At 57.1% G+C, this 20,466-nt stretch carries 14 protein-coding genes; 8 read left to right on the top strand and 6 right to left on the bottom strand.

The genetic code is table 11. The features are described from left to right. The gene (locus ES815_RS20445) at positions 1 to 1,341 is read right to left on the bottom strand and encodes a glycoside hydrolase family 10 protein (protein WP_142489454.1); all 1,341 of its coding nucleotides are present in this window, start codon (positions 1,339 to 1,341) and stop codon (positions 1 to 3) included. Between the two features lie 215 nt (positions 1,342 to 1,556). On the opposite strand from ES815_RS20445, the gene ES815_RS20440 reads away from it, so the two are divergent. Beyond that, on the top strand, positions 1,557 to 2,942 hold the full coding sequence (locus tag ES815_RS20440) for a cytochrome ubiquinol oxidase subunit I (protein ID WP_142489453.1): 1,386 nt from the start codon (positions 1,557 to 1,559) through the stop codon (positions 2,940 to 2,942). Further along, positions 2,935 to 3,918, top strand: coding sequence for a cytochrome d ubiquinol oxidase subunit II (locus ES815_RS20435; RefSeq protein WP_142489452.1), 984 nt, complete (start codon positions 2,935 to 2,937; stop codon positions 3,916 to 3,918). Before ES815_RS20440 ends, ES815_RS20435 begins: the two co-directional genes overlap by 8 nt. Before the next feature lie 3 nt (positions 3,919 to 3,921). Here the strand turns inward: ES815_RS20435 and iaaH are convergent, their stop codons facing one another. The 3 genes from iaaH to ES815_RS20420 form a co-directional block, all read right to left on the bottom strand. After that, positions 3,922 to 5,361, bottom strand: coding sequence for an indoleacetamide hydrolase (gene iaaH / locus ES815_RS20430; protein ID WP_142489451.1), 1,440 nt, complete (start codon positions 5,359 to 5,361; stop codon positions 3,922 to 3,924). 80 nt (positions 5,362 to 5,441) lie between these two features. Continuing rightward, entirely contained in the window at positions 5,442 to 6,146 is a 705-nt protein-coding gene (locus ES815_RS20425) for a response regulator transcription factor (protein WP_142489450.1), read from the bottom strand. Between the two features lie 225 nt (positions 6,147 to 6,371). Beyond that, entirely contained in the window at positions 6,372 to 10,172 is a 3,801-nt protein-coding gene (locus tag ES815_RS20420) for an NAD(P)-binding protein (protein WP_142489449.1), read from the bottom strand. A gap of 805 nt (positions 10,173 to 10,977) precedes the next feature. Here ES815_RS20420 and ES815_RS20415 point away from each other — a divergent pair. The 5 genes from ES815_RS20415 (at position 10,978) to ES815_RS20395 (ending at position 17,027) form a co-directional block, all read left to right on the top strand. Further along, on the top strand, positions 10,978 to 11,229 hold the full coding sequence (locus tag ES815_RS20415; protein WP_142489448.1) for a helix-turn-helix domain-containing protein: 252 nt from the start codon (positions 10,978 to 10,980) through the stop codon (positions 11,227 to 11,229). Positions 11,230 to 11,232: 3 nt separating this feature from the next. Continuing rightward, the gene (locus tag ES815_RS20410; RefSeq protein ID WP_142489447.1) at positions 11,233 to 12,552 is read left to right on the top strand and encodes a type II toxin-antitoxin system HipA family toxin; all 1,320 of its coding nucleotides are present in this window, start codon (positions 11,233 to 11,235) and stop codon (positions 12,550 to 12,552) included. A gap of 127 nt (positions 12,553 to 12,679) precedes the next feature. Then, positions 12,680 to 13,741 (top strand): YncE family protein, encoded by a 1,062-nt coding sequence (locus ES815_RS20405; protein ID WP_142489446.1) that lies wholly within the window; start codon positions 12,680 to 12,682, stop codon positions 13,739 to 13,741. Positions 13,742 to 13,751: 10 nt separating this feature from the next. Further along, a complete protein-coding gene (locus ES815_RS20400) occupies positions 13,752 to 15,746 on the top strand; it encodes a TonB-dependent receptor domain-containing protein (protein WP_142489445.1) in 1,995 nt (664 codons plus the stop codon). 99 nt (positions 15,747 to 15,845) lie between these two features. After that, positions 15,846 to 17,027, top strand: coding sequence for a PLP-dependent aminotransferase family protein (locus ES815_RS20395; RefSeq protein WP_142489444.1), 1,182 nt, complete (start codon positions 15,846 to 15,848; stop codon positions 17,025 to 17,027). A 40-nt stretch (positions 17,028 to 17,067) separates the two neighbouring features. Here ES815_RS20395 and ES815_RS20390 read toward each other — a convergent pair whose 3' ends face one another. Next, positions 17,068 to 17,904 (bottom strand): alpha/beta fold hydrolase, encoded by an 837-nt coding sequence (locus ES815_RS20390; protein WP_142489443.1) that lies wholly within the window; start codon positions 17,902 to 17,904, stop codon positions 17,068 to 17,070. Between the two features lie 91 nt (positions 17,905 to 17,995). Continuing rightward, a complete protein-coding gene (locus tag ES815_RS20385) occupies positions 17,996 to 19,426 on the bottom strand; it encodes an MFS transporter (protein WP_142489442.1) in 1,431 nt (476 codons plus the stop codon). Positions 19,427 to 19,552: 126 nt separating this feature from the next. On the opposite strand from ES815_RS20385, the gene ES815_RS20380 reads away from it, so the two are divergent. Further along, entirely contained in the window at positions 19,553 to 20,461 is a 909-nt protein-coding gene (locus ES815_RS20380) for a LysR family transcriptional regulator (protein WP_142489441.1), read from the top strand. Positions 20,462 to 20,466 lie beyond the last annotated feature (5 nt).

Raw genomic sequence — 20,466 nt, 5'->3', positions numbered from 1 at the left:
CTACGACCCCCAACGCGTTCGCAGATAACGCACCGCCTCCTGCGCCTGGGGCTGATTGAGGTTGTTCTCCCGGAACAGGATCGTACCGTCAATCTGCGGCTCGGATTCGTTCAGATCCAGCTGTTTTTTCAGCTCCGGCACGCCGCCTTGCACCGTCCAGTCGGGCTCTTTGCTTGAGGGCTCGCCCACCTTATACAAGGCGACGCCAATATAGAGCCGGGTATGGGTAGGTTTCACCACCTGAGCCCACCATTTCGCCAGCACGTCATAGCGCGCCGCATCCCGGGAAAACGGCCAGTAGATCTGCGGGGCGATGTAGTCCAGCAGCCCCTGCTGCACCCAGCGACGGGTATCGGCAAAGGATTCGTCGTAGGCCGCTGCGCCCCGGGTGTCGGACCCGGCCGGATCGTGGGAGCGATTACGCCAGACGCCAGCCGGACTCACGCCAAACTCGACGTTGGGGTTGATCTGCTTGATGGTGCGTGACACCTGCGTAATCAGCTGCTGGGTATTGTCGCGCCGCCAGTCGGCTTTCGAGTCAAATCCCTGACCGTACTGGCGGTACGTCTGGCTGTCGTTCAGCGCCGAGCCTGCGGACTCGGCATAGAAGTAGTCATCGAACTGCACGCCGTCCACCGGATAGCGCGACACCACTTCGGCCACGATGCTGGTGATCCAGTCCCGGGCTTCCGGAATGCCGGGGTCGAGGACATAGCGATCTCCCGCGGTGCGGATCCACTCCCGATGCAGAACAAACACGCTCGGCGGATGGAGCGACAGGGTACGGTTCAGCTCCGCGACCGTGCCGGGCCGGGTGTTGGTTGAGACGCGGTAAGGGTTAAACCAGGCGTGAACCTTCATCCCGCGCTTGTGTGCTTCATCGAGCATAAACTGCAGCGGGTCGTAGCCGGGATCTTCCCCGATTTTGCCGGTCAGCATATCCGACCACGGCAATATCTTTGATGGCCACAGGGCGGTGCCGTCCGGTTTGACCTGGAAAAACACGGTGTTGATCCCGAGACTTTTCAAATTATCCAGCTTATCGGTCAGGGTCTTTTGCTGCATGGCGATCCGCGATGCAGCAGGGCGACCATTCACCGACGCCTGCGGCGGCCAGTCGAGACGAGAGACGGTCGCCAGCCAGACGCCGCGCACCGGCTCATGGCGTGCACTTTTATCCGGCAGCGGATGTTTAGCCACCGGCGGTAGCGGAGTGACCAGCGATTTAGGTGGTGTAGAGCTGCAACTGACCAGTAACAGCGCCCAGGCGATAAGGGCACCAGAGCGTTTAAGGTGGGTGGCAAGCTGAGAAGGACGTGAGCAGGCGATGATAGACTCCATTTCTACAGTGTTTCGCCGGGAACATTTATTGTCGTTCTATTCATGGGTAAGTCAATTCTTAACAATGATTGTAATTCCCCACTTTCTTCGTACGCCTTCCCATCGATTGCTTACACTTTATCGAGATAAATCTACACAAGAGGGGCTATGCGACAGACAGCATCTCATCTCTGGATCCTGTTGACCGGCTTACTGGGCATCCTTGTGGGGCGACATTGAGTCCGGAGACCACACTTCTGCTGGCGCGCAGTCAGTTCGCCTTTACCATCAGCTTTCATATTGTGCTGGCGGCGTTTACCCTCGGGCTGGCGCAGCTCTTGATGGTGCTGGAGGGGCTCTGGCTGTGGCGTAAGCAGCCCGTCTGGCTCGGTCTCTGGCGCTACTGGAGTAAGGTGTTCGCCCTGAACGTGGCGGTAGGGATCGTGACCGGAGTAGTGATGGAGTTCTCGTTCGGTACCAACTGGAGCGGGCTGGCGAGTCGTACCGGCGCGGTGCTGGGGCCGATGCTCTATATGGAAGTGCTGGTGGCCTTCTTTCTGGAAGCGGGCTTCATGGGGGTGATGCTGTTCGGGATGAATAAGGTGCGGCCGTGGATCCACTTTATGGCGACCTGCATTGTGGCGCTCGGTTCGGTGTTTAGCGCTTTCTGGATCCTCGCCGCTAACTCCTGGATGCAAACCCCGGACGGGTATCTGATTGGTGCCGATGGTCGCTTCCGGCCCGTTGACTGGTGGGCGGTGATTATCAATCCCTCCTTCCCGTGGCGGATGGCGCATATGGTCGTGGCCGCCATTCTCGGTACCGCCTGTCTGGTCGGGGCCTGTGGCGCATGGCATCTGCTGCGCGATGCCCGGCATCCGGCGGCCCGGCATATGTTTTCTATCGCGATGTGGACCTTGCTGATAATGGCCCCGCTGCAGGTGGTGTTGGGGGACCTGCATGGAGAGAATACCCGGGATCGTCAGCCGGTGAAGCTGGCCGCCATGGAAGGTAGCTGGGATCCCCCTCCGCCCGGACATGGCGAGCCGATGCGGCTCTTTGCGCTGCCGGATATGGCAGAGCGTCGCAATCATTATGAGCTGGCCATTCCTGATATCGGCTCCCTTTACCTGCGGCATAACCTGCAAGGGACGATCCACAGTCTTAATCAGTATCCTCCCGATGAACTGCCCTGGGTGCCGCTGGTGTTCTGGGCCTTTCGCATCATGGTGGGACTGGGTCTGCTGATGGTGTTTACCGCTATCGCCGGACTTGTTGCGCGTCTGCGCGGGCGATTATGGCAGGCGCGGCGGCTCCAGCGTCTGATGGTGGTTATGGCACCCGCCGGCTTTTTTGCCATGCTGGCGGGGTGGATGGTGACCGAAGCCGGGCGGCAACCCTGGACGGTCTACGGTCTGGTTCGTACCTCAGAGAGTATTTCGCCCGTTGCTCCGCATTTTGTACTCGGCTCATTAATTCTGATCGTCACGATTTACCTGGCGCTGTTCGGGCTGGGGCTGTGGTTTTTGCTGCGCCTGCTCGCCAGGCCGCCCACGGAGGACGAAGAAGGGGCAGAGCCCGATGTTGCCCGGCGGACCGGGAAAGGAGAAACCGATGCATGAGTTGATGGGATTACCGCTGTTACAAATCCTGTCAGCGGCATCGCTGGTGGTAAGCCTGTGGATCTACGTTCTGCTGGACGGAACGGACCTCGGCGCCGGAATACTCTGCGCCTTTCAGCGCGACGAGGCCTCCCGGCATAAGATCACTATTTCATTACTCCCCATCTGGGATGGGAACGAGACCTGGCTGGTGCTGGCGGCGGGAAGCCTCTTCGGGCTGTTTCCCCTTGCGTACGCCATTATTCGGAGCGCCTTGTATGTGCCGGTCTTTATCCTGGTGCTGGCACTGGTGGTGCGTGGAATGGCGATTGAGTATCGGCATTATGCCCCACGTCTGTTTGATACGCTGCTGGTGGCGGGGTCGCTGCTGGCTACTCTGGCCCAGGGGGTGATTGTCGGGAGTCTGATCCAGACGATCCCCAACGACGGTCAGCAGTTTACCGGTACCGGCTGGGAGTGGTTTAGCCCGTTTCCGCTCTTTTGCGCACTGTCGCTGGTGGTGTTTTATTGCCTGATGGGCGAGGGATGGCTGATCTGGCGGGGGACCGGGATACTGTTGCATCGGGCGAGGCGGGCGTTCCCCTGGCTGGCGACGATCGCGCTGTTGCTGATGGCCGGGCTACTGTTCTGGACCATGCAATTACAGGAAACCTGGCGTCTGCATCTGCAGAATTTCACGATCTGGCTGCCGTTTGCCGGGGCGGTGCTGGCGGGCGGGGGACTGGTGTGGTTCGGCCTTAAGCGCGGGTATCATTTTCTGCCGTTGGCCGGGATCCTGGTGCTGGTGAGTAGCGGCTTCGGCGCGCTGGTGTTTACGCTGTATCCGTGGATAGTTCCGGCGTCGATCGCTCTTCATCAGGCGGCCGCGCCACCGGAGACCCAACGTTTTCTGCTGATAAGCTTTGCGCTGCTGGCTCCGGTGACGCTGCTGTACAACACCTGGGGGTTCAGGCTGTTTAGCGGGAAAATTCGCTAATCGTTACTGCGCCAGGATCTGCTCCAGCGTGGCACCTATCGCCAGAATTTGCGCATCGCTGCCCGGCAAACCGTCTATCTCCAGCCCTACCGGCAACCGGCTGGTGGCGCCCACCCCGATCGGCAGGGTCAGCCCCGGCAGGCGGGCATTGCTTCCCGGATCCACATTGCGGATCAAGCGGGCAAAGTTTTCCGCGGAACTCACCTCATCATTCGCCAGCGGGGCGACGACCGGCGAAGTGGGGAAGATAAGCCCGTCGAGCTGGTGGTCGTGGAAGGTCCGTTCATAGAGGGCGATCAGACGCCCGATCCCCTGCGAAACTGCCTGTTGGTATAGTGGCGTCAGCGGAACCAGATTGCCGTCATTATCCGGGATCACCCCCGGGACAATGACGTGCTCAAAGATGGCGCGCACATCCGGGCTGGCGATGTGCTGCACGATATCCTGCAGGGTCAGCCGGGTGTCATGCGCCTGGAGATAATCAATCAGATCGTGCTTGCCTTCATGCATCACCACCGGGAAGGAGACGGCGGCATTGGCCTCTTCAAGCCCGGGCATCTCGACGGCAACCAGCGTGACTCCCGCATCGTGTAGCCTGGCGAGTGCGGCGTGGGCCTGCTGGCTGACCTCTTCATCCAACGCCTGCCAGAACCAGGGCGCAATTCCGAGACGAATGGTCCGGGCGGGTTTAGGGAGTAACACCTCGCCACCGGCCATCAGGCTGTCGAGCAGGGCAATATCCGCCACGTTGCGGGCCATCGGGCCCGCGGTATCCCGCGTGTGGGAGAGGGGGGTGATCCCCGCCTGGGAATAGCGCCCGGTGGTGGGACGAAAACCGACGCAGCCATTCAGGGCGCAGGGCTGGCGTACCGACGCCCCGGTATCGGTGCCGATGGCTACCGGTACCATCCCTGCGGCAACGGCCACCGCGCTGCCCGACGAAGACCCGCCTGCAATACGGCTGACGTCGTGGGCGTTGCGCACGCCCTTTATCGCAGGCGTGTGATACGCCGCGTTATAGCCGGTGACGCCAAAGGCCAGCTCATGCATGTTGCATTTGCCAATAATAATGGCGCCCGCATCGATAAGACGTTGGATCACCGGGGCGGTCGTTTTGGGCACAAAATTTTTCAGGGCTGGCGTCCCGGCCGTATTAGGCAAACCGGCGACGTGAATATTGTCTTTCACCGCGACGGGAACACCGCCCAGCGGCAAGGGGGCACCGCCGCCGGCGAGATGTTTATCCCAGGCCTTTGCCTGCGCCAGCGCCTGTTCGGCATTCACCGTAATAAAGGCGTTGAGGTGATCCTGGGCGTCGATGCGGGCCAGGCAGGCGCGAACCAGCGCTTCGCTCGACACTTTTTGATCACTGATGAGCTGTGCCGCGTCGGCGGCGGTGAGGGTATCCAGTTGTGCAGGGTTTGCGGGTGTTATTGTTTTCATGGGCTGTTTCCGGACAGTGGGTATCCGCAACATTTAGGCAAATCAGCCCTCCGCGCGCCATCCTCAGGATTGAGGAGGCGTTAATGCCTGAGCCGCGATGCCAGCTCCGTGCGGTTGGCGCAGTCGAGCTTTTTCAGGGCGTGATTCAGATGGGTGCGGACGGTGGTGAAGCTGATGTTCAGCAGGCGGGCGACCTCTTTATCGCCCAGACCTTTGCAGACCAGGCTGACCACCTCCTGCTCCCGGGCGGTTAACGACGGGGACTCTTCATTTTTCGGTAAGGCTCTGGCAAACCAGGGTTCCAGCAACTGCAACAGTGCGATTTCGCGCTGCCCGAACGGCGGGGCGTCTTTGGCCCGCCAGATGCGCAGATCGCCCACGTCGTCACCATCACGTAAAAAATAGACATTAACGCCGTGGTGCATGCCGCAGGGTTTCAGGAACTCATGGTAAAAGGCCGTTTTGAATAACTCGCGGGCAGGCATCACCTCATCCACCAGGGTTGGATGCTGTTTTGCGCGCAGAAGCGGGGTGATGGGATCGATGTATTGCCAGGTACTGGCATGCTCACGCATTGCTTTTTCAGCAATGTTCCAGCTGACGCCGTGGCGCGAGGTCCTGGAGGCAGAGGACCAGATGCAGGATGCCGCAAAATCGGCCTGCAACAGGGCGCAGACATTTTCCAGCGTCTCCTGACGCAGGGCTCGGCTGCCCTGGCCCGAACCGAGTTGCCACAGGATGTGCGAGAACAGACGAAGCTCACTGGAGGTTAACGGGATCTCCATTCCTGATGTTCTCCCTGTGGGTTTGTGTCAGTGAGTGTAGAACAGGTCGGGCGCAGCGCCAGAATTATCCGTAGTTACAACATACAATAAACTTATTACACTAAGACACGTCAACATCGTGCCCGTTTATCTTCGCTTTACAGCATGCGGGAGTCCGCACTGCGCCGTTTGCGAACAATACGTTAGCGCAAACGGCGACGGCTGAACAGATTAATGATTTATATCTCAGGAAACAGAATGCCGGTAAGCCGATCCCCGAACTTTCTCAACGGCCACTTTCCCGGCGATAAACGCATGGTCCGAATTGTAGTATTCCCATTCGCTGTAGCGCCCGGCCAGGGTGATGCCGTGCAGCAACAGCCATTTGCGGATCGTCTCCACGTTCTCCTTGCGGCTCTGATCGTAGATCACGTAGGCGTAGGGGATATCGATTTGGTTGGCGGTGATAATCTCATCCTCTGCTGAAATAATTCCGGCTTCGATGCACTCCTTAATGCAGCGGTCGATCAGCGCCTGGCCGTCAACCGGCAGCGGTTTATCCGGTGAGTAACTGATTTCACAGGTCAGGCCGCAGCTGCCCGCCGGGCTGCAGAAGGGGCTGGCGTTCCCCTGAACAAAAATGCGGTGAAATATTGTCTTACCGGCAAAGTAAATCCAGTGTTTGTCGGTCAGATTGTCACGGCCAACCCCCAGATTGACGCAGCGAACGGAGACGTGGCGCAGGCCTTTCGCTGCTTTGCGTACGTCAGGCGGCACTTCGTCGCCCATCAGGCGAATCAGCTCCGGCAGTACCAGAGTGCTGATCATATGTTCATAGCGATACTGCCGTCCGTCTGACAGCGCAACGATATGCTGATTGGCATAGATTTTACTGACCTCGGCCCCGGTCTCTATCCGGCCTTTAATGTGCGGCAGAAAACCGTTCATCAGCGCCTGGAAACCGCCCTGCAGCGGATAACCAAAGCGCGCATTGGGCCCCATCGGCTTTGAGGTCTCGTTCAGGGCGCCGTCGATAATTTGTTCCAGGTCGGGCAGGGGAACGCGGCCACCCAGCCAGGATGTCTCCATTTCCGACAGCGGCACCGTCCATAGCTTTTTATTATAGGGAATAGCAAAATGCCGGGCGATCCCCTTGCCCCATGTCTCATAGATAAAGGCTTCAAAGCTGCCTTTTCGTGGCGTTTTCTCCGCTGGATCGGCGCTGATGTAGTCCGGCACCGCGCCATCGGCGCAGCAGTCGTGGTGCTGTTTTCCCTGGCCGCTTTTCTCGCTGCAGGTCGTCATGCTTTGCACACCCGAACCCGTTCCGTATCGCGCCTCGATGGCACCCAGAATGCACTCTTTAACCACCGTGGCGGGCAACCCGTAAAGGGATCCCTGGAAGGGGTAGCGGGTATAAACGCCGTCGGTATAGACCCAGGCTTCACGGATCTGCCAGTGGATATTGTCCCCCAGTAACGTTTTGTACAGCGCCAGCACCTCTTCGTCAGCGGAAAACATAATGTGGCCCGCATAATCGAAGGTAAAACCTTTGTCCTGAATGGAGCGACAGAGCCCGCCGACCGTGGCATTGCGCTCAAGCAACGTTGCCCCTTCGCCATAGTGATAGGCCGCGCTCAGCCCGGTTGGCCCGGCCCCGAGGATTAAACATTTCTGTGCTTCTGTGCGGGCCGCCTTCTGTGGGATCAGCCGTAAAACCGGCTCGGAAGCGGATTCGTCGGAGCTGCTATCCGCTGCGTTGACCGTCGCAGCCGAGGCATCCAGATAGCGTAAAAATGCGTTCTCAATCAACGCGTGCATGCTCTGCACGGTTTTATCCCAGGAGGTGCTGGCGACAATACGCTGCATCGTCTGCTGCTGCGCTTTTCGGGTCTCTTCCGGCAGCGCCAGCGCCTGTTCGCAGGCGGCAATAAAGGCTGCCTGGTCGTGGGCAACAGCCACAACGTGGCTATAGGGTTTTTCAACATCGGCAATGGCGGTACTGACCACCGGCAGCTGCGCGGCCATGTACTCGAGCACTTTTGTCGGGCTAATGAACCGCGTAGATTCATTCAGCGCGAACGGCATCAGGCACACATCCCAGCCGGCAAGGAACTGTGGCAGGGCCTGATAAGGCTGCATGCCGGGATAATGAATGTTGCTGCGTCTGGGCAGGGTAGCGGGATCGATCTTCACCACCGGGCCGACCATCACGATCTGCCACTCCGGATGTGAATCCGCGAGAGCCGCAATCAAAGATAAATCCATACGTTCATCAATAACGCCGTAATACCCGAGCCGTGGATGGGGGATCTCGTCCTGCAGCGGGTGATGATTCGCCCGATCCAGCGCCTGTTCGAAATGCACCGCATCGACGCTGCTGGCAAAACAGTGAATATTCGGGTGACGGCCTTTCCTCGCTTCATACAGGCTGGGGCCACCGGTAAAGACAATATCCGCCCGGCTCAGCAGAGCTGACTCACGTTGCAACAGCTGGCGAGGGGCTTTCTCAAAGGCGGCAAGTTCATCCATGCAGTCATAGACCACGATCGCCGGAGTAAAGATCTTCAACAGCGGAAGCGCCATCGGCGTATAGAACCAGACCACCGGGGTTTCGTCCGGCTCCCGTAGCTCCGTCAGGAGCGTTTCCAGAAAGGCAATTTGCTCGTCGTGGAACCCGGCCGCCGTTGACGGGGTATGCGGCTGAACCACGGTGACGTTTGGGGCGGGCCGGGAGAGCTTCAGCTCCGGTTTCTCCGCTGAATAGAGCGGCTCCTCAATAAAGACAATGTGATAGTGCTGGGCAAGGCGTGTCATCAGATGCTGTGGACGCTGAAAGACAAAGTCCCAGCGCAGGTGACTAAAAACATATATTTTTTTCATATCTGATACCTCTGTGCCGGTGCAGGTAAAGGCGCCTGATGGCTGTTGAAAACGTTTCAGCCGGAGCTGGGTTTGCTCAAGCGCGCGTGCGTAAAGGGTATTAAGATGTCGCTCTTTATCGGGCGTAATGTCCCACAAACCGCAGTGATGCCAGACAGCACAGTTTTCCCAGTCGGGGCGGTCAATAATGGGGTAAAGGCAGATCCCTGAGAGCTCAACGCCCGCCAGCTGTGCCTGAGCAACCTCAGAGGCGACATCGTTAATCCAGGCTCCACGCCCACTGCCGACATGGCTTGTTTCGGCAAGCAGAATAGGGCGGTGATAGCGTTCATAGAGTTCCTGCAACATTTCGTGTAATCGTCGTCGTCGCCGGTCGCCAAGATGCCAGGCGAGGCGCTGGTTGTTTCCCATCATCCACTGGTTGTCGTGGTAGTAATTGGCCCCGATCAGATCCAGGTAGCGTGGGTTACCGCCGAGCTCGGGCTCATGCCGTCCCGCTAGCATGTCCCACGCCTGGTACTGCGCCGTGCGCAACGCCTCGGTTTCCTGTTCGGTCGTGGGGTCGTCGTCGGGAGAAATCAGATGAATCAGAGGGTCACAATGCAGAATTCTGGCCCGGGGATCGGCAGCCCAGATGGCGTCGCAGGCGGCTATCGTGGCGCGAACCAGCTGCCGCTTGATCTGCATGCTTTCCATCTCTTCCGCAAGGGCGGCGGGAAACAGGCCCACGGCAATCCCCCAGGCGGTAAAGGAGATCTCGTTGACCGGGGAGTAGACCGGCGGCTTCTGATACCAGGGGCGCAAAAAGGCGGCCAGCGCGCCGCACAGCCGGGCGAAACGCGTCACAAATGCCTCAGAGAAAAAATCGACATCGTCTGGCCAGCCGTAATGGCAAATCGTCCAGCAGATCTGGATACCGTTCTCCTTTGCCGATGCCATTTTGGCCGCGACGGCGGTAAAGTCGTAACCCTCTGATGTATCGGTAAGTCGCCAGCCGACGCTCTCCCTCACCGTGGCGATGTGAAAAGGGCGGAGTGCCCTGTAATCATCGTAATGTCTGCTGTCATGACCCGTTTCGTGATCCATTGAAAGGGCATGCCCTTGCCGCGTAACAAAATCTGCACCTTCAAACCCCGCCTGCCAGAATGAACTAAAAATAGGCATCTCACTGCTCCCGATGGATAGTGTTTATCAATAAAAAAAACAAACCGGCATGGTATTAAAATGGGGAAATAAATAATCCCTTTTTACGGATCACAATACGGCAGAATAATCAGGTCCTCACTCATATTTACGTCACAATCATGCATGCTTATCCCCTCCACGTATTTTATTAAAGGCAGAACAGAGTCAAAAATAAACCACCCGGAAGTACCAGGTTTGTTTCAACATCCCTTGCAGAAATAAGCGCGAACCAGCTTTACCGCTGTCTTATCTTTAAATGATAGACGGGAACACTGATGAGGAGCAGGGTCTTTTCATCGACGCTCTGCTTCGTTATTAGAAAAGATGATTAAAATCATCGTGAGACAGGAGTGCTTTTTTTACAGTTAACGCTTCGGTTAAGCGAAATTATTTTTTATAGGCTGCATAAAGTCCCCGGGGCCGCTACGTTAGTTTTTTGCATATGCAGGTTTTCTGGCTGTAATTAACGAACCGGTACGCGCCCTATATTTAATAGATTTCTTATTTGACGATCTCCCGCGGAGTAAATATAAATCACGGCACATTTAATAATGAATAAATAACTCCGGATAATACATATTATATGTAGTTACAACATACAATAGCCTTCTTTAACCCTATACCTCAGCATCGTGCTCAGTAACAAGGCCTTGCAGTTCGAAAGGGGTGGTTTGAACGTTTTTATCCTTTTCAGGGGATAATTTGCACTTATCCCCTGGAGGGGTTATTCTCATTTTATCCCCTGCAGGGGGTTTTCTCAAAATATCCGCTATGGGGGATAATCATGAAGGTGACATCGGCAGACGCACTGGCGCAGGCCGTCCGGGATCAGCGTAAGGTCAATAAGTTAACCCAAACGGCGACGGCTGAACAGGTAGGTATTAAACAAACCACCGTATCGGATTTCGAGAACAAACCGGGCTCCACCAAGCTGGACACCTTGTTCAAAATCCTCGCGGCGCTGGACCTGGAACTGCACGTGGTAAAACGCGGCGCCACGCTGCCGGACAATAACGCCTGGACGAAGGAGTGGTAAGCGATGCGCGCAAAACGTCTGACTGTCGCGATGAATGGCGATGTGATAGGCACGCTGCATCGTGATGGCAGCGGGGCGATGTCCTTTCAGTATGCCCCAGCGTGGCTGGCAGAGCCGGGTTCGCGAGCGATCTCGCTCTCTCTGCCGCTGCAACACGGCAGGATTAGCGGCGCGCCGGTCTTCAATTTCTTCAGCAATCTGCTGCCTGACTCCGAGGCGATTATTGCCCGCATGCAGGCCCGTTTTCAGGTGGAAACCACGCATCCTTTCGATCTGCTCGCTAGCGTTGGGCGTGACTGCGTCGGCGCCATTCAGCTCTATCCGCCGGGGCAGGAGATCCCCCCGGTAACGGATATCGTGGCCGAACCGCTGGATGACGATCAGATTGCCGCGCTGCTCGAGGGCTACCAGATGGCGCCGCTGGGGATGACAGAGGAGGGCGCCGATTTTCGCATTTCGCTGGCCGGGGCGCAGGAGAAAACGGCGCTGCTGTGGTATCAGGATCGCTGGCAACGGCCCCAGGGCAGCACCCCAACCAGCCATATCTTCAAGCTGCCGATCGGCAGAATAGAGCAGAATAACATCGACCTGAGCGAAAGCTGCGAAAACGAATGGCTCTGTTTGCGTATCGCCAAAGCCTTTGGTTTCCCGGTGGCGCATGCCGACATGGCGCAGTTTGGCCGGAAAAAGGTGCTGATTATCGAGCGTTTTGATCGTCGATGGGCCCGCAGCGGCTGGCTGATGCGCTTGCCGCAGGAGGACTTTTGCCAGGCGCTGGGCGTGTCGCCAGCGCTGAAATATGAGTCTCACGGTGGCCCCGGGATTGCAGACGCCATGAAGCTGCTGCTTGGCTCTCGCCTGGCGGGGCAGGATCGCGAGATGTTCTTTAAGGCGCAGATCCTTTTCTGGATGCTGGCCGCCATCGATGGCCACGGTAAAAATTTTAGCCTGTTTATTGAGGCCGACTCCTCGTTTCGCATGGCCCCGCTGTATGACGTGATTTCCGCGTTTCCGCTGTTCGACGCCGGGGGGATCCCCATCAAAAAGGCGAAGATGGCGATGGCGCTACAGGGAAAAAACCGGCAGTACCATTTCGCGATGATCCAGCCGCGTCACTTTATCAGCACCGCCGCCTTTGCGGGATTTTCGCAGGAGGCTGCCCGCCGTTTGATGACGGAGATGGCCGCGGTTACCGACGACGTTATCGCCACCGTCAGGGCAGAACTGCCGACGGATTTTCCGCTGCCGGTGAGCGAGGCTATTTTTCGCGGTTTAGCCCGCCAGGCGGCGCGGATAGGGCGATTCAATGAGTTAACCCCGTAATACAGCATGCCGGGCGCCTGCTTTGGGTACTAAAAATGGTAGGTAATTGAGATATATTTGCATTTGTAAATGATATTTATTTTCATTATCATTTTTCTTTACGTAAGCAACTGTAAAGAAAAATGACATGAACAACGCCTCTGCTGTAAAGAACAAAACGCTGTGTGCCCTCGCTATTTCACTGGCTATGCACTCTGGCTCGCTCTTCGCTAAAGAATTTACCGAGAAGGATTTCCTCGTTCAACCGCTGGGACATGGCGTGTATGAGCTGGCCTATGATAAAGACCAGAACGCGCTCTATGCAGCCTCTGCGCCCTCTTTTGATAAAGATAAAACCGCCGGGCTGGTCTTCCAGCTGGCCGCCCCCACGCTGAAAATTGAGCACCAGATCCCTACCGAACGCCGCACCTTTGCCGTCGCGCTGGATCAGGAGCAGCACATTCTCTATCTGGGTAATGCCCTGGAAGGGTCGGTCACACTGCTCGACACGCGTAACAATAAAATCATCAAAACGATCCAGCTGAGCGATGATTCAGATCCGAATAAAAAAGCCCACGTCCGCGAAGTGGTGCTGGATAAAAAACATCAGCGCCTGTATGTCTCCGGAATTGGTCGTAAGGGTAAAGGCCTGCTGTGGGTAGTCGATACGCAGAAGCAGGCTCTTGCCCAGACCCTCGAAAAACTGGAGCCCGTCGGTTTTGCCGTGGATGAGGCTGGCGACAAGGTTTACGTCGTCTCCGGCTCCGGGGAGCTGATCACCCTGGAGGGTAAAACCTCGCAGCTGCTCACCCGCGTGAAGGTCGATCCTGCCGACCCGGAACATTACTTCCTGAACATCGCGCTCAACACCGCGAAAGGGGTGGGCTATATCGCGGATACCAACACCAAAGATGTGCTGGTTGTGCAGCTGGATTCCGGCAAACTCCTGCACCGTGTCCCGACGCCTAATTCCGTCGGCGTGCTCTACAACCCCGCGCGTGAAGAAGTTTATGTCACCCATCGCAACGATCGCCAGATTAGCGTGATCGACGCGACCAACAATCGCCTGAAACACACCATTAAAACCGCGGCGATGCCAAACAGCCTGGCGCTTTCTGCCGATGCCAGCACGCTCTATGCCAGCGTCAAGCAGGATGAGAAAGCCAGTGCAGCTGACTACGTGCTCAAGATTGATTTAAACCAGTTCTAAGGATCCCGTTGTGATTAAGCAAACACGCATGGCCGTGGCGGTTTCGCTCGCCCTGGCTAACCTGCCGGTGGCCGTTTTCGCCGCAGAAAATACCGCCGTAAACGAAGATGAACTGGTAGTGACCGCGACCGGTTTTAGCCAGGAACGCCGTGAAGCACCGGCGACGATTTCCGTGGTGAATGAAAAAGAGCTGAACACCCGCTCGAATCAGAACGTTACCGAAGCCCTGCGCGAGATGCCGGGCGTGCTGGTCGGTAACGGCCACGGCAGCCTGGCAACAGGCGATGTGCAGATGCGCGGGATGGACTCCACCTATACCTCGTACATGGTAAACGGCATCAAGCAGGCGACCCGCGAATCCCGCCCTTATGGACACCATATCGGCACCGAAGCGGCCTTTATGCCGCCGCTTGCCGCCATCGAGCGGATCGAGGTGATCCGCGGGCCAATGTCCTCCCTGTATGGCTCTGACTCCATCGGCGGCGTGGTCAACGTGATCACTAAGAAGGCCTATAACCTGGAGAAGTGGACCGGGGTTCTGGAGGATAACTACTTCCTGCAGGAGAAGAGCGAGTACGGCAATACCAACCAGACGAATGCCTTTGTGATGGGACCGGTGATCCCGGGCAAGCTTGGGGTGAGCCTGGCCGCGGACTATCTCGATCGCCGCGACGATGACAGCATCAACGATGAGCGTTTTGTGAAGCATCAGTCCGGGAATCTGGATGCGACGATCTCCATGTCGCCGACCGATACCCAGCTCTGGGATCTGAATGCCACTAAAGGCAACCAGGAGAAAACCCATAACGACAAGCAGTGGTACTGGGGCTTCGATCGCGATGCGGCATCGCTGTCGCAACATGCCTGGTATGGCGACATCCTGGAAGTAAAGAACTTCGTCAGCTACGAAAAAGCCAAAACCGAGTACCGCGTTCCGGGAATGTCATCGCAGTTTATTACCCAGAAGAACTACGAAGCCAACAGCGCCAACACCTTTACCCTGGGCGATCACAAGCTGACCCTGGGGGTGAACTTTACGCGCAACGAGCTGGATGATGAGTTCGGCATTAAGGATAAGGAAGCGCCGGGCGTCACGCCGGTCAGCGAAATTACGCGCGACGGCTGGGCAGTGTTTGCCGAAGACGCCTGGATGATCGTGCCGGACTTCACCCTGACCACCTCGGCGCGTCTGGATCATGACAGCTATTTTGGTTACCACGTCACGCCTAAGCTCTACGGCAACTGGACCATCGATGAAAACTGGGCGCTGAAGGGCGGTGTCTCTGCTGGCTATAAGAAGCCGGATCTGCGCCAGAATAACCAAGGCTTCACCAGCGTGTACGGCGCTTATCCGTATTCGGAAATCGGCATCGGTAATGACGATCTGAAGCCGGAAGAGAGCGTCAACACCGAGCTGGGCATCTACTGGCAGCAGGACGCGCTGGCGCTGGATGCAACCCTCTTCTACACCAAATTTAAGGACAAAATCAGCGACCATCTCATTTGTACCGCGTCGGACACGCAGAAGTGTACCTACAACGGGTATGTCGCGGATACCGTCTTCCAGTACGCCAACGTCAGCGATGCGGAGATCTACGGTCTGGAGCTGAACGGCGACTGGCAGGTCACGTCCTCCCTGAGAGCCAACGCCAACTATACGTACACCCACAGCGAACAGCAGAGCGGGGAGTATAAAGGGTATGCGCTGAGCGATTTCCCGGAAAGCATGGCCAACGTCTCCCTGACCTGGAACGCGGTAAATGACCTGGAGCTGTGGACCAAAGCCAGCTGGCGCAGCACGTCGCCGGACATTGGTAAATCCAGCGAAACGGAAGCCTATGCCCTGGTCGACCTGGGCGCGCGTTATCATCTGAACAAGAACGTGACGCTGATGACCGGCATCTATAACCTGTTCGATGCCAACCCGATCTACCGCACCTCTTACAACCAGTCTTCAATGCTGGAAGGTCGCCGCTATAACTTTGGCGCCCGTATCGAGTTCTGATATCTCTGCCGGGGCCTGCGGGCTCCGGTCTCTTCGGCTGGTTAAAACGTTCTACTTGTGATACTTAACCTGGGATACAACAAACCAGGATAATAAAAGATGTCGCAGAACAAAATTGCCCACAAAGTACAAAACCTCCAGTCATCCGCGATCAGAGAATTATTAAAACACAGCAAGATGGAAGGGGTGATTTCACTTGGCGGGGGCATTCCCAACCCGGATCTTTTCGATCGCGAAGGGCTGGAGCTGGCTATGGAGAAGGTGCTTTCCAGCACCTGGAAAGAGGCGTTTCAGTACGGTCTGAGCGAGGGCAGCCCGGAGCTGCGCGGGGCCATCTGTCAGCTGCTGAGCGGCAGGGGGATTACCTGCGGCGTGGATGACGTGGTGGTGACCTCCGGCTCCCAGCAGTCGCTGGATATTCTGGCGCGGGCGCTGATTAACCCGGGCGACATCGTGGTCGTCGAACGTCCGACCTATCTCGCTGCGCTGCAGGTTCTGCAGTTAGCGGAGGCTAACCTGATGTCGGTGGGTACCGACGGCGACGGGATGATCATCGATGAGCTGGAAGCCCTGGTTAAGACCACGCCGGTGAAAGCCGTCTATATTGTACCGACGTTCGGCAACCCGGGCGGCGTTACCCTGGCAGAGCAGCGCCGCAAGCAGTTAGTGGCCTTATCCCAGCGCTACGATTTCGTCATCATCGAGGACGATCCCTATGGCGAAATCAACTTCACCGACCAAACCTTCACGCCACTCAAGGCCTGGGCGGCAGAAATGGGCTGTGGCGATAACGTGATTTATACCTCCACCTTTTCCAAAATCCTCGCGCCGGGCGCAAGGGTTGGCTGGTTAGTACTGCCGGACTGGATAAAGCGTCAGGTGGTGATCCTCAAGCAGGCGACCGATCTGCACACCAGCTCGTTATCGCAGTCGCTGACGTATCACTACCTGGAGAGCGGCCGCCTGGCCGGGCAAATCGACCTGATCCGCGAAGCCTATAAACACAAGTGCCAGATCCTGTGCCAGCACGTGGAAAACGAACTGAGCGAACATTTGACCTTCCATAAACCGATGGGCGGCATGTTCCTGTGGGCCAAATTTAAATACGAGATGAATACCACGGCGTGGTTGAAAAAGACGCTCAGCAACGGCGTAGTCTATGTGCCTGGGGAGTTCTTCTACTGCAACGAGCCGGATCATGCCACGCTGCGCATGTCGTACGTCAGCGTCACGGATGAGAACCTGAAAGAAGCGGTGGCGCGGTTAAAAGCCTCGCTGTAAGTTCCCGGAACGGGTGGCACAAGCCACCCGTTTTTAGTTATCAGCTGCGAATAAATTCCAGTAAATCTTTGTTGATGGTATCAGGGTGAGTGGTGTGCATCCCGTGAGGATACCCCGGATAGACTTTCAGGGTGCTGTTGCTGAGAAGTTCATCCTGGAGCAGGCTGGCGTTCTTATAAGGCACCACCTGATCGTCATCGCCCTGCAAAATAAGCACCGGCAGGGTGATCGCTTTCAGATCGGCGGTCTGGTCCGTTTCTGAAAACGCCTTAATGCCTTCATAGTGCGCCTTCGCGCTGCCAATCATCCCTTGTCGCCACCAGTTCTGGATGGTGCCCTGCGAAATTTCAGCCCCGTCACGATTGAAGCCGTAGAACGGACCGGTCGCCACGTCGAGATAGAACTGAGCCCGGTTTGCGGCCAGCGCTTTCCGGAATCCATCAAACACTTCTATTGGTGTACCGCCTGGATTGTCGGGCGTTTTCACCATCAAAGGCGGTACGGCGCTGATCAACACGGCTTTCGCCACGCGACCCTGCGGTTGTCCGTATTGCGCCACGTATCGCGCTACCTGTCCGCCGCCGGTAGAGTGACCGACATGCACCACATTGTGCAGGTCCAGATGTTCAACGATGGCGGAGACATCGGCGGCGTAGTGGTCCATATCATGGCCGTCGCTGACCTGATCGGAGCGGCCATGACCACGACGGTCCGAGGCGATGACACGGAAACCTTCCGCTAAAAAGAACAGTAACTGGTTATCCCAGTCATCCGCGCTTAATGGCCAGCCGTGATGGAAGAAGACAGGTTGTGCATCTTTGGGACCCCAGTCTTTATAGAAGATACTGACATTATCTTTTGTGGTGACAAATGACATGGTGAACCTCTCGGGGAGTGAAAGAACCTGAGTGAGATGAGTGAGTCAATAGGTGACGATGTACAGCCGCTTAGAAGTCTAGTTGAGATAATTAACGGCTGCCTCCAAAAGAGAACGTAACCGTTTTGCGAAGCCGGCTCAGGCTAAACAGCATCGACGCGACAGAGGCTGCGACGGCGACCCACAGGGCAATATGGACGGCATGTTCATTGAACGTCTGGCCGGATTCAGTCGACATGACGGAAAGCAGGATACCCACCACGGCGGCGCCCAGGCATTGCCCAAACGTCCGCGCGATAGACAAGATCCCGGAGCCATAGCTGGCGTACTCACGAGAAACATTAGACAGCATCTCCCGGTTGTTGGGGCTCTGGAAGCAGCCAAACCCGATGCCGCACACCAGGCTGCGCAGGCAGATATCCCACACCGCAGGCGTGGCGGGCAGCATCGCCAGCAGGATCAATCCCACAACAAAAATAGCCAGCCCGATGGTGGAGATCAGCGGCGCAGAAAGGGTATCGGCCCAACGGCCGGCATGGGGCGCAATCAGTACAATGCCAATCGGCCAGGGAATAAACAGCAGGGCGGACATGACAGGGCTATAGCCATACACGCTCTGAAAAAGGAAAGGCAACGCAATAAAGGTAATGCCCTGGCTGATAAAAGAGGCCAGCGAGGTTAAGGCTGCCAGGGTAAAACGTCCATTTTTGAAAATGGCAGGCGGCAGTAAGGGGGCCCGGACACGGCGGATATGCCAGATAAACGTCATAATGCTGATGATGGCGAGGAGCCCCCAGCTGACGGTCTCGTGGTGGCTCGCAGTCTGATGGCTGGAAAGGCTATTCGCCGCCATGATGGTTGAACCTAACAGCGTCGCCGACAGCACCGCCCCGAGCGTATCTAACGCAGCGTTGCCGGAGGTTGGTTTTCCGGGTAATGCCTTGCCAGCCAGCACCAGTGCGAGCGTTCCCGGAGTCAGGTTAATGGCAAACAGCCATTGCCAGCTGAAAGTGTCCAGAATTGTGCCGCCCAGTACGGGAGCAATAGCCGTACTGGAAGCAATCAACAGGGCATGCAGTCCCAGAACGCGCCCGAGCAGTCGTCCCGGGAAAACGGATCGCAGGATCGCCGGGGCAATACTCAATGTGGCCGCGCCGCCGATCCCCTGCAAAATACGCATTCCGATCAGCGTCTCCGGCGTTTTTGCCAGCGCGCAGCCCAGGGATGTCAGCGTAAACGTAGCCAGTCCTCCCAGAAAAATGGGGCGCGTTCCGTATCGGGCCGCGAGTGAGGCGAAGATCAGTAACGTCATGGCAGCCGAAAGCAGATAGCCGTTGGCGAACCAGACAGCAATATTGGCGGGCACCCGCATCGCTTGCGCCATGGAGGGCAGGGCAATGTTGATCATGGTGCCATCGAATACCCCCATCAACGTGGTGATCATCACTGCGATCATAACCCTGGCGCGTTCCTGACCTGGCAGCCCTTCGTCACCGGGTTGGTTTGAAAATAATGTATTCATCCTGACTCCTGGGGATGGTGTTTTGATGAAGAAACTATAATCATGGGGCATAGAGTGCGGAAGACGCATCGTCCACACTGAATCATTGCACCGAACGCCTTATCTGATTTCGCCTCGAGGTTAATCATGTCTGACCCTGATTTTAACTTGCTTGTCGCGCTGGACATCCTGCTGGCAGAGGCCAGCGTTGCAGGGGCCGCGCGACGCTTAAACCTGAGTACATCAGCCATGAGCCGAACGCTCAGCAGGCTACGGGAAGTAACGGGCGATCCGATCCTGGTGCGGGCCGGACGCAACATGGTGCTGACGCCCTGGGCTGAAGCGTCCCGGGACCGCGCCCGGAACGCGGTGCATGAGGCGAGGGCGGTACTGCAACCCTCACTGGAGACGCTCAAGGTGGAAAATCTGGCGCGGCTTTTCACCATCAGAGCCAACGATGGATTTGTTGTCGCGTTCGGTCCGGCGCTGATTGCCGCCGTAGCTGAGGCCGCTCCTGACGTGTGTATCCGCTTTGCGCCGAAGCCTGAAAAAACGTCGCGCTATCTGCGTGAGGGCCTGGTCGACCTGGAGATTGGCGTACAGAGCAACATGGGCCCTGAAATTCGCCTTCAGCGGCTTTTCCAGGACAGATTTGTGGGTGCGGTCCGTAAGGCGCATCCGCTGGCGACGTTACCGCAGATCGGCGTAGAGGATTATACCGCCTGGGGCCATGTGGTGGCCGCGCCCGACGGTTCCTTACACGGCTTTGTGGATGACGCGCTGGCAGAGTCAGGCATGAAACGTAAGGTGGCAAGCGTGGTGCCTGGCTTTCCAACGGCGTTATCCGTAGCGCTTGCATCCGATCTTATCGCCATGGTGCCGGCGCTCTATTTAATTAATCAGCAGATGACAGAGCAGTTGCACGTTTTTGAACTGCCATTTAAAACCCGGACCATAACGGTTTCGCAGATGTGGCATCCCAGAATGGAAAAGGATCCCGGCCATCGCTGGCTGAGAGAGAAGATTAAAGCGGTGTGTCAGACGGCGGGTAGGTGAAACTG

It is taken from the genome of Leclercia adecarboxylata, assembly GCF_006874705.1.
Taxonomy (GTDB): Bacteria; Pseudomonadota; Gammaproteobacteria; order Enterobacterales; family Enterobacteriaceae; genus Enterobacter; species Enterobacter adecarboxylatus_C.
The sequence above is the reverse complement of the archived record's forward strand: the minus strand, read 5'-3'. Positions and strand labels throughout refer to the sequence as shown.

Coding starts and splice junctions, on each gene's coding strand:
- ES815_RS20445 (WP_142489454.1), bottom strand. CDS start 1,341: ATGGAGTCTATCATCGCCTGCTCACGTCCTTCTCAGCTTGCCACCCAC.
- ES815_RS20435 (WP_142489452.1), top strand. CDS start 2,935: ATGCATGAGTTGATGGGATTACCGCTGTTACAAATCCTGTCAGCGGCA.
- iaaH (WP_142489451.1), bottom strand. CDS start 5,361: ATGAAAACAATAACACCCGCAAACCCTGCACAACTGGATACCCTCACC.
- ES815_RS20425 (WP_142489450.1), bottom strand. CDS start 6,146: ATGGAGATCCCGTTAACCTCCAGTGAGCTTCGTCTGTTCTCGCACATC.
- ES815_RS20420 (WP_142489449.1), bottom strand. CDS start 10,172: ATGCCTATTTTTAGTTCATTCTGGCAGGCGGGGTTTGAAGGTGCAGAT.
- ES815_RS20415 (WP_142489448.1), top strand. CDS start 10,978: ATGAAGGTGACATCGGCAGACGCACTGGCGCAGGCCGTCCGGGATCAG.
- ES815_RS20410 (WP_142489447.1), top strand. CDS start 11,233: ATGCGCGCAAAACGTCTGACTGTCGCGATGAATGGCGATGTGATAGGC.
- ES815_RS20405 (WP_142489446.1), top strand. CDS start 12,680: ATGAACAACGCCTCTGCTGTAAAGAACAAAACGCTGTGTGCCCTCGCT.
- ES815_RS20395 (WP_142489444.1), top strand. CDS start 15,846: ATGTCGCAGAACAAAATTGCCCACAAAGTACAAAACCTCCAGTCATCC.
- ES815_RS20390 (WP_142489443.1), bottom strand. CDS start 17,904: ATGTCATTTGTCACCACAAAAGATAATGTCAGTATCTTCTATAAAGAC.
- ES815_RS20385 (WP_142489442.1), bottom strand. CDS start 19,426: ATGAATACATTATTTTCAAACCAACCCGGTGACGAAGGGCTGCCAGGT.
- ES815_RS20380 (WP_142489441.1), top strand. CDS start 19,553: ATGTCTGACCCTGATTTTAACTTGCTTGTCGCGCTGGACATCCTGCTG.